The organism is Chryseomicrobium sp. FSL W7-1435, assembly GCF_038595005.1.
Taxonomy (GTDB): domain Bacteria; phylum Bacillota; class Bacilli; order Bacillales_A; family Planococcaceae; genus Chryseomicrobium.
Window position 1 is genome coordinate 2110982 of sequence record NZ_CP151997.1, and the last position, 13296, is coordinate 2124277.

Consider the following 13296-nt stretch of genomic DNA (forward strand, 5'->3'; position numbering starts at 1 on the left):
TTTAAGTTGTAGCCCCTTCAATTTTCGTCTCAGGTGCTGTCTCTTCAGGTGAAATATCGTGGAATGTTTCATTTTGCTCTTCTAGATCACGCGTACGGTGAGCGATTCGAGATGCCGCACTAGCTGCAACACTCGCTGCTAAATCATCTAAGAAAGTATGCACTTGTTCTCCAGCTTTTGTGTCCAACTGTGAGATGATGCCAATTTTATTTTTATCCAGATGACCAAATGTTGTTACGGCGATACTTCCATAAGTGAATACTGAGCCCAGGGCAATTGTTTCATCCACGACGAATAGACCTTCATCACTTTCAACAATCGATTGAAGTGGCTCTGATAACATTTTCTTTTCAGCCAATTCATCCAGTTCAATTCCGACTAAAATGGCGTGCTGCATCTCACGCTTTTTCAAGACAGATTTTACTGATTCTTCACAGTGCTCCATTGTCAATCCTTCGTTGTAAGGGAGTTGCATCTCATAAACAATTTTGGCGATATCCTCAATAGTGACACCCCTGCGTAGCAATGCCTCTTTTGTTGCTTTGTAGACGGTATCCGAGTGGACACGAGTTCTTGTAGTATTTGAATCCATAATTCAACCTCCTAGTTATCCCTACATTATACTATTTTGAAGTCATTTGATACAATTTGAATACTACGTAAGATTGGAGTGACACGATGAATAGAGGAAAAATTGAAGAACGCACTTTTTATAGTGACGCTTTACAAGAAGATATGACGTTGCTTATTTATTTACCAGCAACATACTCTCCCTTATATAAATACTCTTTATTGATCGCTTCAGATGGAAAAGATTACTTCCAACTCGGGCGTATTTCTAGAGTAGCTGATGAATTATTAGCTGAAGAAGAAATTGAAAATCTGATCATAGTAGGGATTCCCTATGAAAACGTCAAAGTTAGAAGAACGAACTATCATCCCAATGGTGACAACAACAAAGCTTACATGCGATTCCTTGCTCAAGAACTAGTTCCTTACTTAGACGCAGAATTCCCGACCTATCAAATAGGGATGGGCAGAGGGCTAATTGGCGATTCTTTAGCTGCCACAGTTTCACTGATGACTGCATGTGCTTACCCCCATACATTTGGTAAGGTCATCCTACACTCACCTTACGTGAATGAAACTGTCTTAGAAACTGTAAAGAATACTGGCAACACTCACTTTACTGTAGACCATATCATTGGGCTAGATGAAAAGGCAGTTCCTACTGGAGATGGCGTTGACAAAGATTTCTTACAAGACAATCGAGAGCTTTCAGAACTATTTGAAGCGCAAAAATTTAGCTACCGGTATGAAGAACAACCGGGTGGCCATACTTGGAAAACGTGGCAAAAAGATATGAAGCGTGCTTTGCAGATGAATTACACGAAATAAACGAATTTTTGGTATACTAAGAAAAGAACGTAGAAGATATGGAGGGATCGTATATGAAATTTGGTATCGTTGCATTTCCATCAAAAGCAGTTCAAGATTTTGCGAACTCATATCGTAAGCGATATGACCCACATTATGCGCTTATCACGCCACATATGACCTTGAAAGGTGTATTTCAAGCGGATGATGAAGAGATTAAATCAATTGCTTTAAAAGTAGAGAAAGTTGCGTCTGCTCAGAAGCCGTTTCAACTTAAAACTACAGGAATCAGTTCGTTTGCCCCTGTAACAAACGCAATCTATTTTAAAGTAGACCCTTCCGACGAATTAGTATCCTTGCATAAGAATTTGGCAGATGTCGATTATCAAGACTCTGAGCAATATGCATTCGTCCCACATATTACAATCGCTCAAAAATTAACTTCTAGTGAACATGACGATATTTATCCTCAATTGAAAATGATTGGTGCATCTTTCGAAGAAACTATTGATCGTATTCACTTACTTTATCAACTTGACGATGGTTCTTGGACGGTACACGAAACATTCCGTTTAACTGGAGAGTAAGTAGATGGTAATTGCCTTAAAGGTCCAAACCTCACAACATTACCAAGATGCACTTCATATTCGCCGTACGGTATTTATTGAAGAACAAGGTGTTCCTGCTCATCTTGAAATCGATGAATTTGAGGACTCTGCTATTCATTTCGTGGCTTATGAAGAGGATCAGCCAATCGGGGCTGGTCGTTTTAGAGAGTATGAAGCGGGTATCGCTAAAGTTGAACGTATTTGCGTGCTCCCCAACTTCCGAGGAAAAAATGTTGGGAATGCTTTAATGGATGAAATTGAATCCAGTGCAAAACTGCAAGGTTATGTGTCTCTCAAACTAAATTCACAAAGCACGGCCATTCCGTTTTACGAAAAAAGAGGTTACCTTATTTCTTCCCCTGAATTTATGGATGCTGGAATTCCACATCGTGCGATGACAAAAGAAATCAAATAAAAAGCGAGGCGCCTGAGGCGCTTCGCTTTTTATTTGAGCATTTGTTCAATGTGATCAATCGTTAATCCATTTCCGCCTTGTAAAATTGATTGCGTCAGCTGGTCTTCTGTCTGCTGTGAAATTGGTTTACCCGTCATTCGTCCCACTTTGCGAATCACTTTTCGAACATGACGTTCATCAGAAAAATCAGCGGCTGATACAGCGTGGACAATATCAATGATTTGTTCCATGGACATGCCTGTTCTTGCCTCAATTAATCTCCACAATTTTGTATTCATGTTGCCCTCCTCCTACTCAGCTTATGCTGAGATGGAAAAGGTGTTTAGGTCACTCATAATGATTTGACCGTTTTTGAAAAACAATGGCTCCAATCATGCCGAATAAGATAGCTGCACTGATTCCAGCACTCGTTACCTGAAACATTCCGGTTAACACACCGATATAGCCATTTTCTTCTGCTGCAGTGAGCGCACCGTGAACTAGAGCATTTCCAAAGGATGTTATAGGAACTGTAGCACCTGCACCTGCAAAATCAATCAAGGGCTCGTACAAACCTAATCCATCAAGAATGGCCCCAGAAACGACAAGAGTTGTCAGCATATGGGCTGGCGTCATTTTCGCTACATCCAGTAATAGCTGACCAATAACACAAATGCATCCCCCCACTAAAAAGGCCCATAAAAAAGTCATGGTGCCGCCCTCCATTCCATTGCATGTGCAATTACAGGGATTGTCTTTCCTTGTTGAAATGTTAAGGGAGATAGTAATGCCCCTGTTGCAACCAAGAGCACACGCTTCCACTTCCCCTTCTGTAATTGCTCCAGTACATGACTATAATAAACGGCTGCGCTACACCCTGCACCACTGCCTCCAGCGTTTGCAAACGTGGCATTGCCATAAAATAATGCTCCTGCATCTTGCAAATTTGCCGAAGTGTCAGCAATCAACTTCGTTAAAATGGCAACTCCGTATCTTCCCAAATCCCCTGTCATGATGACATCGTAATCTGCATAACAAGAGTTAGTTGCCTCCAAATGGCGCAAAATCGTATCATACGCTGCAGGTGCCATTGCCGATCCCATATCGTAAGGATTAGTGAGCCCAAAATCTAAAATTTTCCCGATTGTTGCATGTGTGACATGCACTCCAGTGGATCCGGGTTGCAGTATTGCCACGACTCCAGCCGAAACTGTCCATTGTGCGGTGGCAGGCTTTTGGGCACCGTATTCAATAGGGTAACGAAACTGTCGTTCTACCGCAGCGTGGAAGCTACCTGTCCCTACAGCAACAGCTTGATTAGTTTTTTCAATGACTAATGCCGCTAAACAAGTAGCCTGAACAACAGTTGCACACGCTGAAAATACGGGTAACACAGGTAACGAAAACTTGAGGCCTGAAAAGACTGTTGGTGTCATCTGATTAATCAAATCTCCACCAATGTACATACTCAACTCATTTTCCGTTAACTGTGCTTTTTTTAATGCATAGCGCATCGATTTTTCAATCAATAAACTATGTAAATCTTCATAGGAAACCGATGAATTGTTTTCTTCATGGAAGAACTCATCAAATAATTTATAAAAGACACTCTGTTTTTCCATCGGTCCCGCCGTTACTCCTGTACCTGCAATTTGAATTGGTGTTGAAAATGTAAATGTCGCTACCATTCTATCCACCCCAAAGTAACCAAAGTTGTTTTAATTACACCGATAATAAATGCTGAAAAAACTCCAAACGCAATCACGGAACCCGCAAGTTTAAACATATTTGCAGCAGTTCCTAGAACGTACCCTTCCGTACGGTGTTCAATTGCAGCTGAGATCATGGCGTTACCAAATCCTGTGACGGGAACCGCTGAACCAGCCCCTGCAAATTGCCCGAGTTTTTTATAATACCCGAACCCCGTTGCGAGCATTGAAAAAAATACTAGCGTAGCAACTACTGGATCCCCCGCCTCCTTTTCAGAGAATCCGAACCACTTCATATAGAGTAGCTGAAGTAATTGACCCACGACACAGATCAATCCACCCACTAAAAATGCTTTAAAAACATTCAGTAAATAAGGCGGTTTTGGAATGGTATCATCTACTAATTGTTGATAGTTCTGCACACTCATCTCTCCTTTTTACCATCATGCTACCCTTGCCAGTTTTTTATACAAACTGTAACTCTGGAATTTTTAAAATTGCCCTTACCGTTTTGAACATGGCGCATATGTTAGCACAAAGGAGGTGAGAAAATGAGTTGTTCAAATTGTTCAGAAGGTGTTGGCGGTTCTCATTCAGGACATTGCGTTTGTGAAGTAGTACGTGAAATTAAACGTATTCAAGATGCTGCTACATCCAATGATTGTAATCCTTGTTCTTACAACTGTTTCTTAGAACCATTAGGTGGTTTAGTTAGCCCATCAAGAAACCAAGCAGATACGCGTGTATTCACTTTATTAACAAAAGACGGAAAACCATTTTTCTCGACTTTTGTCGATGAAGACACACCAGATTGCGATTGTGTATCCATCTATTTCCGCGTCAATGATTTTGTTGACCACTGTTGCGTTACCTTGACTGTATTAAAACCTTTGAATTCACAGCGACAAGAAGTAGATTTACTCAATGAATATGGAACTGACATCAACTTGCGTAAACTTTGTAAAGTACGCAATTTTGAATTGACAGGTACTTGTATCACAGTTGATTTACACTGTTTCTGCGGCATTGCCTGCGTAGCTGATGTATTCTTAGACGTCTGTAACTAATCAACGAAAAAGGCACTCCACAATTTTGTGGAAGTGCCTTTTATAATGCTGATAAAAAAGTGGTTGCTAAGCCTAGATAAATTAAAATACTGATAATATCATTGATCGTTGTTATGAAAGGGCCTGAAGCAACAGCAGGATCTATTTTCATACGGTGAATCAATAAGGGAATAAATGAACCTGCAATGGTTGCTACAAGAATGGAAGAAGTAATTGCGACGCCAACTAAAAGTCCAATGACTAACTGGCCTTTCCAGAAATAAACGAGAAAGACGACAACAACGCCACTGATTACCCCAGTGATTAGACCGGTCCCTGCTTCTCGGTATAAAAGTTTTAACTTAGATTGTTCTTCAATGTCCCCTGTTGCAATTCCTCGAACCGCAACAGCTAGTGCTTGTGTTCCACTGTTACCAGCCATTCCAGCAATTAAAGGAATGAACACTGCTAGTAAAGCTACTTGATCAAGTGTATGTTCAAATACGCCAATAATATTTGCCGTGAACATACCAAGGAATAATAAAATTAGCAACCAAGGCAAACGTTTCTTTGCAGCTTGGAGTGGATTTTTATCAAAAGTATACATGTCAGAAACTGCGGCAAGCTTTGAATAATCATCAGAAGCTTCTTCATCCAAAACGTCAATAATATCATCGACCGTAATGATACCTAACAGAAAACCACGGTGATCGACTACTGGTAGCGCTAGAAAATCGTAATCTTTTATCATACGTGCAACTTCTTCTTGATCTTCTGTCACAGGAACACTTACAACACGTTCATTCGTAATATCGCGAATGAGTGTATCTTCATCTGAGATAATCAAATCTCGTAACGAAATGACCCCAGTTAAAAAGTTGTCGTCATCTACAACAAACAAATAGTAGATTGTTTCAGCATCAGGAGCTTCTTTACGAAGAATAGCCATTGCCGAACGGACAGTTGAGGATTCAGGAATCGCGACATACTCAGTTGTCATGATGGAACCTGCCGTGTACTCATCATAGTGTAACAAGTCCTTAATTTCTTGCGCAGATTCTTCATTCATCATGCTCAAATAGCTAACAACTTGTTCTTTATCTATTTCGTTTAGTACATCGACTGCGTTATCGGCATACATATGGGACAACATGTCTGCCGCATAGGCCGGTTCCATTTCTTCAAGGAGCTCTTGGTATTCATCATCATCAAAATTATTGGCTTCAAAAATTTCTGCTACTTCTTCAGGTGATAAAAAATGAAAAATCTTTTTACGCACGCTAGGATCCACTTTATCGAAAAAGACAGATTGATCATACGGATGCAAGTCCATAAATTCAGCGCGGAATAAGTCTAATTGATTTTCTTCAAGAAAGTTTGTTAATCGAACCTGTTGCAAATACAGGTCTTTTGATTCTTCACTCATGGAGTTTGCCCCCTTTCCACTAAAGCTTGCATATCCTCGGGCAAAGGATGTTCAATCACACGTTCATCCCCATAAAAAGGATGCACGAATGATAACGAATACGCATGTAAAGCGTGTCTAGAGATATGAAATTTATGTCCTCCATATAATTCATCTCCTGCTAAAGGACAACCAATATGAGACATATGTACACGAATTTGATGGGTCCTACCAGTCCACAACCGAAGTTCAACATACTGGTAAAGAGATTCTGCTAGTGCCCAGCTGTTGATAACTGCATAGCTTGTCTTAGCGTATTTCCCATCTTCCGAGATACAGCGTTTTATAATGGAGTGATCCTCTCGTCCAATTGGTGCTACAATTTCTCCATTATCAGTTGGCAAAGTTCCTTCAACAATTGCACGATATACTTTTCGAATGCCATTTCGTTGCATCTGCTCACTCAGTAAATGGTGTGCATGACGATGTTTGGCAATAAGAACGAGCCCCGATGTCTCTCTATCTAGTCTCGTTACCATGTGAACAGTTGTGGGATAGTTCATTCGTTCATAATAGCCTGCAATACGATTAGCCAAGGAATCATGTGAGTGATCCTTTGAAGGTATGGAAGCAAGTCCCTCAGGCTTATTCACAACTAGGATATGGTCATCTTCATAGACATTCACCAATTCATGATGGATAGGTACTAATCCTTCACTACGCTGTTCTTCTGGGAAAATAATTTCTATGCTATCCCCTGATGCCACTTGTTTGCGTACCGTTTCCTCTTGACCATTTACTAGAAGCTGTCCTCCAGTAAATTTAATATCCGTCAACGCTCGTTTGGATATGCCTTGTCCTCTGATCACTTCACGGAGCAATGCTTCTTGTCCTTCATAAATAAATTTGAAGGAAAATCTAGTCTTCATGGTCGGAATCGATGAAAGAATCATGAACTCTTTTCCAGAATGGGAAGGGACGGAATCTTGCAAAGCGTACTTTTTCTTCTGCCACTCGGTAACTAATGGAAGAAACACCTTTGTGCAATAGCTGGAGATGATCCACTGTAACCATAAAATCAACAGCCTTCACAGGTTTTAAAGTACATGTATGATGTTTTGGTAAGACAAGGGGTGATCCTACCGTTCGAAACACACGGTTGTTAATTGAGGCAATTTCCGATAACTGGATTGCTTCTAGTGAAGGATGCACAATTGCTCCACCCAAGGCTTTATTGTACGCCGTTGAGCCTGAAGGAGTCGACATACACAGTCCATCACCCCTGAACGTCTCAAAATGCATATCATTTAAAAATACATCCATCACAAGTGTGACATCTGGCGATTTTACGGTCGATTCATTCAGCGCTAAATAAGTGGCTGGATCTTCACTCGATTGATAATCTACTGTAACTTCCAAAAGCGGATATTCGATAAACTTAAATTCTTCTTTGGCAATACTAATGACAAGTTTTTCAATTTCATTCGGCTTCCAGTCAGCATAAAATCCAAGGTGCCCTGTATGGAGACCAACGAAAGCAACTTTAGAAGAACTATTGCGGTATTTATGAAACGCATGCAATAGCGTCCCATCCCCGCCAATGGACAGGACAATATCGGGATGCTCTTCATCGTAAGCAAGTTCAAAGCTTTGCAAATAGCGCATTGCCGTATCTCGTAATTCGTTTGATAACGCATCGCCTCTTGATTGAATGGCAAACTTCATTCGGTCTCCTCCTTTTTATGATCTTTCCATCCTGGTGTAGACTGTTCTTTAAATTCTGTGAAGTAGACTTGCGCTTCTTGAATTTCATTACGGATTAAGGACATTTCTTCGTCTAATCGAAAAGCTGCTTCTGCAGCGGACTGAAGACGCGTTTTAATATTTTCAGGAAAGTCACCTTTGTATTTATAGTTTAATGAATGCTCAATCGATGCCCAGAAATTCATAGCCAATGTACGAATTTGAATTTCAGCCAGGATTTTTTGCTCCCCCAGAATCGTTTGGACAGGATATTCTACAATGAGATGATACGATCTATACCCACTTTGTTTTTTATTTGAAATGTAATCTCTCTCTTCCACAACGCGCATGTCGTGTCGTTTACGAATGAGTTCGACTACGGTCTCAATGTCGTCCACAAACTGGCACATTAAGCGTACTCCTGCTATATCAGGAATTTCAGCTGCTAGCTGCTCTGAAGGTACAAAAGGTATACGTTTCTCAAGAGTTTTATCATATATACTCGCTAAAGGCTTTAAACGACCTGTCACAAACTCAATGGGAGAAGTGGCATTATGCACAGTGAAATCTGCTCGTATCCCCTTCAACTTAATTTTCAACTCATTTACTGCCTGTTTATATGGATCTAAAAATTGCTCCCACTGTCCCACTTGTTACACCCGCCTTTCTTACTCAGCCGCTTGATAAAATTGGTGAAACGTTTTCTCTGTTTGCTCTACAAATTGATTTCCATAATTATCATTGCCTTCAATAGAATGAAGTAACGCTATTAACTCATCACTAAATTGAACAAGCTCAATCGTGTGCGTTCCATCCGTCAGAAAAACAGGGGCTGGAGCACCAGCAATCAGACTTAGTGACCCCCAATCTTTTTGATCAAAATGCAGATAGCTATAGTGATCACCAGCTTCAATTAAATAGACAAAGCTTCCTCTATCAGTATCGGTGATCATCCGACCACTTCCGGAAAAAGTAGAATCAAGTTGGCTAGCCGTTACAGTCCATCGTGATTCTTCATGTATAACTGCTAAGACATCCAGTGTTTGCATTTGGAACACCCTTTCACACTTACTATAGGCTTATTTTAGCATACTCTATGAAACAAGCGGTATAATGGAAAGAAGAGGTGAGCGAATGGAAATCCATAACGAAATTGAATTCAAATCAATGCTAACTAAAGAGGAATACGAGCGCCTTCTTCCCCTCTATACCTTTAAAACCTATACACAAATCAATGACTACTTAGACACCGAAAACGGTGATTTTGCTAAAAACAAGCAGGGATGTCGAATTCGTATCAAAAACGATAGCTATGAGGTCACTGTGAAGACGCCCATTTCTGAACTAGAAACTAAGGAACAGAACTGGCCACTGACTGCTAGCGAGTACGAACGGTTTCTAGATTCTCGTGATCTGTCATTTATTGATGGCATGTTTGATCAACCACTACAATCAATTGGCACAATAAAAACCATTCGAAGCGAAGCCGACTACGGAACTGGCGTACTTATGATGGATCATTCCATTTTTAATACTAGTGAAGACTTTGAAATAGAGTTTGAAGTGAAGGATGCAAAGATCGGCCAACAAGAATTCTTAGACTTCTTAACAACCAATCACCTGCCCTACCGTCTAGCGAAAAAGAAATTAGTCAGGATGAGAGAAGATAGCAAATAATAACCTTTTTATTCCAGCAGTGTCTATCATTTGAGAAAAAATCATCAGGTTGATAGAATAGACAAATAGCAATTCAAAAGGAGTTTCATCGATGACTAATAAACCGATACTTCCCTATGACCAAATTGGGGCTGAAAAATTGTCTCAACTAATTGATGTATTTTATGGATATGTCGGTCAACACCCATTATTGAAACCCATCTTCCCTGACGATTTAACTGAAACAGCTCGCAAACAAAAACAATTCATGACGCAATATTTAGGTGGCCCCGATTTATACACGAATGAACATGGACATCCAATGATGCGCATGCGCCACAATCCTTTTCCAATCACTCCAGAACGCGCTGAAGCATGGTTGCAATGTATGGAAAAAGCTATGGATGAAGTAGGACTTACTGGTCCTTTCCGCGATCAATATTACAAACGACTCGTTTTGACTGCTCATCATATGATTAATACACCAAGTGATAAGGAGGATGTGCTGTGACAAAATCCCAGCCAGATTTCGAGCATACGGCTACAAGTTGTATACAACGTCCGCTTGAAATTTATGCATTTCTCGATCCTTTGTGCCCAGATTCGTGGCGATTCCAAATGACCGTAAAGCGACTGCAAATTGATTACGGTCATTATTTCACGCTTCGTGTAATTTTAAGTACAAGCCTTGCTAATTTAAACAACGGCGGTGCGTGCTCCGCTCCTATTGGTGCAGATCAAACCATAATGGAAATCGAGCATCCTGTTCTTCCTAGCATTGCTGTAAAAGCTGCAGAATTCCAAGGAAAGCGAGTTGCTAATCGATTTTTATCTAATTTACAAGAAGCTTATTTTGTTTACAGACAAAATGTTAACTCACTAACGACACTTAAAGGAATCGCTCAAGATTCAGCTATTGATGTAAAAGAATTCCTTCAAGATATTCGGTCTTCTGAATGTGCAAAGTCTTTTCAAAGTGATTTATCGATTTCTTGTGAAATGGAAATTGACCAGTTCCCATCCATTGTAGTTTTTAATGAAAATATCGAAGATGAAGGTATTAAAATAGCTGGCACTTATTCTTACGAAATTTATGAACATATCTTATCCGAACTCGTTGGAGTGGCAGTTGAAAAACAAGCTCCTCCTGAAGTTGAAGATTTATTGGATCAATTTACTTCTCTCTCTTCAAAAGAGATTGCTATGTATTATAATATGCATGAAAAACAAGTAGAGTATGAAATGAAGAAGAAGTACTTACAACGCGAAGTAGACCGTGTAGTGGTCGGTGGTATTACGAAGTGGAAATCAATGAAATAAGAAAAAGACCTTGTTCAATCTACCGTTGACAAGGTCTTTTTTCTACTTACAAAGGGGATGGGAGAAATGTTCACGTTAAACAAAGGGGTGTATGTTTTATGTGAATTATTTCACATCCTTAATTTATCACGGATGTCCGTACATTTCAATTGATGAGGACACTAATTCACAATATCGTCAAAATGAAAACCCTTTCTTTGCAGAAAGGGCCATCTCTTACTGTTGTGCAAGTAATTTTTCTAATTCATTTAGCTTTTCTTCAAATACCTGACAAGCTTCTTCAATCGGTTTTGCACTAGTCATATCGACTCCAGCAGCTTTCAACACTTCTATAGGATAATCAGAAGATCCCGCTTTTAGGAAGTGATTGATATATCGATCAACAGCCGGTTGACCTTCTTCAAGAATTTGTTTGCTAAGTGCAGTTGCAGCACTCAGACCCGTCGCATATTGGTAGACGTAATAGTTATAGTAGAAATGAGGAATTCTAGCCCACTCTAAACCAATCTCCTCGTCTACCACCATATCTTCCCCAAAATACTTCTTGTTCAGAGCATAATACTCTTCCGTAAGCTTCTCAGCTGTCAGTGGAACACCTTGTTGATCCAATTCATGAATCAAATGTTCAAATTCAGCAAACATCGTTTGACGGAAAATGGTACCTCTAAATCCTTCAAGCCAATGATTCAATAAATAAATCTTCTTTTTTGGATCATCAATTGTTCGGATTAGGTGATCATTTAATAGCGCTTCATTAGTTGTAGAAGCTACTTCTGCAACGAAAATTGAGTAATCTCCGTATACAAATGGCTGTGTCTTGCGAGAATAATAACTATGCATACTGTGCCCAAACTCATGAGCTAGTGTAAAGAGATTATTCACGTTATCTTGCCAGTTCATCAAGATATAAGGATTAGTTCCGTATGCACCTGATGAATAGGCACCTGATCGCTTACCTTTCGTCTCTTCTACATCTACCCAGCGGTCTTCAAGACCCTTTTCCACGATAGATACATATTCATCGCCAAGTGGTGCAAAGCTCTCCACCATCGTTTTAGCGGCTTCTTCATAGCTATACTCCATATCAACTTCTTTTACTAATGGTGCGAACAAATCATACATATGCAGTTGGTCTACACCCAGTACTTGTTTGCGAAGTTTAACATAACGATGGAGTAAATGAACATTGTCATTGATTGTTGATACTAGATTATCATACACTGCTTCAGGAATGTGATTGCTAGATACTGCAGCAGCACGTGCATTCGGGTAGTTACGAATTAACGCTTGCACATTATCCCCTTTAATATTTCCTGACAGGATAGAAGCGAACGTATTTTTAAATTTGCCGTAAGTTCCGTACATTGCCTTAAAAGCATCTTCTCGAACACGACGATCTTTGCTTTCTAAGAACCTGATATAGCGTCCCTGCGTAAGTTGAACCTCTTCCCCATTTTCATCTTTGATAGTTGGGAACTCAAGATCAGCATTGTTTAATTTACCGAATGTATTTGCTGATGCAGCAGAAACTTCCGCAAATTTTGAAACAAGCTCTTCTTGCTCTTTAGAAAGCACATGAGGTCGCTGTTTAGCAATTTCATTTAAAAGCTGTTGATAAAGACGTAATCCTTCGTGTTCCGCTAAATAGGCCTCTACTTTTTCATCCGATAACTCTAATAATTCTGGAACAAAGTAGGATAGCGCAGTGGATGCTTTAACATAAAGTGATTTGCTGCGACTTTCCATAGCTTGATATGTGTTATTGGCTGTGTCTTCGTCATGACGCATGTGTGCGTACGTAAAAAGAATATTTAATCGCATTGATAGTTCATCTCGGTAAGACAGTGCCTCATATAATTGATCAGCACCAGTAGCAAGAGTCCCTTGGAAGCTAGTTGCTTTTTCAGCTAAAGTTTCGATTTCTTTTAATTCTTGTTCCCATGCTTCATTCGTTGCGAAGACATCTTCTAATTTCCATGTTTTTTCGACTGGCACGTCTTTGCGTGACAGAATAGTTGAATTTGACATCCGTTTCCCT

At 40.0% G+C, this 13296-nt stretch carries 18 protein-coding genes; 7 read left to right on the forward strand and 11 right to left on the reverse strand.

Going from position 1 to position 13296, the window contains the following annotated elements:
* Position 1: 1 nt before the first annotated feature.
* Entirely contained in the window at positions 2-592 is a 591-nt protein-coding gene (locus MKY84_RS10690) for a phosphatidylglycerophosphatase A (protein ID WP_342525988.1), read from the reverse strand.
* 86 nt (positions 593-678) lie between these two features.
* Here MKY84_RS10690 and MKY84_RS10695 point away from each other — a divergent pair, with 86 nt between their 5' ends.
* From MKY84_RS10695 to MKY84_RS10705, 3 genes are read left to right on the forward strand one after another with little or no spacing between them, the layout of a single operon-like run.
* Positions 679-1398, forward strand: coding sequence for an alpha/beta hydrolase-fold protein (locus MKY84_RS10695; protein ID WP_342525989.1), 720 nt, complete (start codon positions 679-681; stop codon positions 1396-1398).
* Positions 1399-1451: 53 nt separating this feature from the next.
* Positions 1452-1964 (forward strand): YjcG family protein, encoded by a 513-nt coding sequence (locus tag MKY84_RS10700; RefSeq protein ID WP_342525990.1) that lies wholly within the window; start codon positions 1452-1454, stop codon positions 1962-1964.
* Positions 1965-1968: 4 nt separating this feature from the next.
* Complete coding sequence (locus MKY84_RS10705) at positions 1969-2400, forward strand: GNAT family N-acetyltransferase (RefSeq protein ID WP_342525991.1); 432 nt, start codon at positions 1969-1971, stop codon at positions 2398-2400.
* Positions 2401-2429: 29 nt separating this feature from the next.
* Here MKY84_RS10705 and MKY84_RS10710 read toward each other — a convergent pair whose 3' ends face one another.
* The 4 genes from MKY84_RS10710 to spoVAC are packed head-to-tail and all read right to left on the reverse strand — an operon-like array spanning position 2430 to position 4516.
* Complete coding sequence (locus tag MKY84_RS10710) at positions 2430-2678, reverse strand: stage VI sporulation protein F (protein WP_342525992.1); 249 nt, start codon at positions 2676-2678, stop codon at positions 2430-2432.
* Between the two features lie 49 nt (positions 2679-2727).
* On the reverse strand, positions 2728-3090 hold the full coding sequence (spoVAE, locus tag MKY84_RS10715) for a stage V sporulation protein AE (protein ID WP_342525993.1): 363 nt from the start codon (positions 3088-3090) through the stop codon (positions 2728-2730).
* Entirely contained in the window at positions 3087-4067 is a 981-nt protein-coding gene (locus tag MKY84_RS10720; protein WP_342525994.1) for a stage V sporulation protein AD, read from the reverse strand. The genes spoVAE and MKY84_RS10720 overlap by 4 nt, the downstream gene beginning before the upstream one ends.
* Positions 4061-4516, reverse strand: a complete 456-nt coding sequence (gene spoVAC, locus MKY84_RS10725) for a stage V sporulation protein AC (RefSeq protein ID WP_342525995.1) — start codon at positions 4514-4516, stop codon at positions 4061-4063. Before spoVAC ends, MKY84_RS10720 begins: the two co-directional genes overlap by 7 nt.
* A gap of 123 nt (positions 4517-4639) precedes the next feature.
* Between spoVAC and MKY84_RS10730 the strand changes: the two genes are divergently transcribed.
* Entirely contained in the window at positions 4640-5155 is a 516-nt protein-coding gene (locus MKY84_RS10730) for a CotY/CotZ family spore coat protein (protein WP_342525996.1), read from the forward strand.
* Positions 5156-5195: 40 nt separating this feature from the next.
* On the opposite strand, the gene mgtE is transcribed toward MKY84_RS10730, so the two are convergent.
* From mgtE to MKY84_RS10755, 5 genes are read right to left on the reverse strand one after another with little or no spacing between them, the layout of a single operon-like run.
* The gene (gene mgtE / locus MKY84_RS10735; protein ID WP_342525997.1) at positions 5196-6560 is read right to left on the reverse strand and encodes a magnesium transporter; all 1365 of its coding nucleotides are present in this window, start codon (positions 6558-6560) and stop codon (positions 5196-5198) included.
* Positions 6557-7468 carry an RluA family pseudouridine synthase gene (locus MKY84_RS10740; RefSeq protein WP_342525998.1) on the reverse strand — a complete coding sequence of 304 codons (912 nt, stop codon included), beginning with the start codon at positions 7466-7468 and terminating at the stop codon, positions 6557-6559. The genes mgtE and MKY84_RS10740 overlap by 4 nt, the downstream gene beginning before the upstream one ends.
* Positions 7458-8264 (reverse strand): NAD kinase, encoded by an 807-nt coding sequence (locus MKY84_RS10745; RefSeq protein WP_342525999.1) that lies wholly within the window; start codon positions 8262-8264, stop codon positions 7458-7460. The genes MKY84_RS10740 and MKY84_RS10745 overlap by 11 nt, the downstream gene beginning before the upstream one ends.
* Positions 8261-8932, reverse strand: coding sequence for a GTP pyrophosphokinase family protein (locus tag MKY84_RS10750; protein ID WP_342526000.1), 672 nt, complete (start codon positions 8930-8932; stop codon positions 8261-8263). Before MKY84_RS10750 ends, MKY84_RS10745 begins: the two co-directional genes overlap by 4 nt.
* Positions 8933-8950: 18 nt before the next feature.
* The gene (locus MKY84_RS10755; protein WP_342526001.1) at positions 8951-9331 is read right to left on the reverse strand and encodes a hypothetical protein; all 381 of its coding nucleotides are present in this window, start codon (positions 9329-9331) and stop codon (positions 8951-8953) included.
* Positions 9332-9416: 85 nt separating this feature from the next.
* On the opposite strand from MKY84_RS10755, the gene MKY84_RS10760 reads away from it, so the two are divergent.
* The 3 genes from MKY84_RS10760 to MKY84_RS10770 all read left to right on the forward strand — a co-directional run bounded on the left by MKY84_RS10760 (position 9417) and on the right by MKY84_RS10770 (position 11258).
* Positions 9417-9959 (forward strand): CYTH domain-containing protein, encoded by a 543-nt coding sequence (locus MKY84_RS10760; protein ID WP_342526002.1) that lies wholly within the window; start codon positions 9417-9419, stop codon positions 9957-9959.
* Between the two features lie 91 nt (positions 9960-10050).
* A complete protein-coding gene (locus MKY84_RS10765; RefSeq protein WP_342526003.1) occupies positions 10051-10449 on the forward strand; it encodes a globin in 399 nt (132 codons plus the stop codon).
* On the forward strand, positions 10446-11258 hold the full coding sequence (locus tag MKY84_RS10770) for a DsbA family protein (protein WP_342526004.1): 813 nt from the start codon (positions 10446-10448) through the stop codon (positions 11256-11258). The genes MKY84_RS10765 and MKY84_RS10770 overlap by 4 nt, the downstream gene beginning before the upstream one ends.
* 216 nt (positions 11259-11474) lie before the next feature.
* Here MKY84_RS10770 and pepF read toward each other — a convergent pair whose 3' ends face one another.
* Entirely contained in the window at positions 11475-13286 is a 1812-nt protein-coding gene (pepF, locus tag MKY84_RS10775; RefSeq protein ID WP_342526005.1) for an oligoendopeptidase F, read from the reverse strand.
* Positions 13287-13296: the final 10 nt, after the last annotated feature.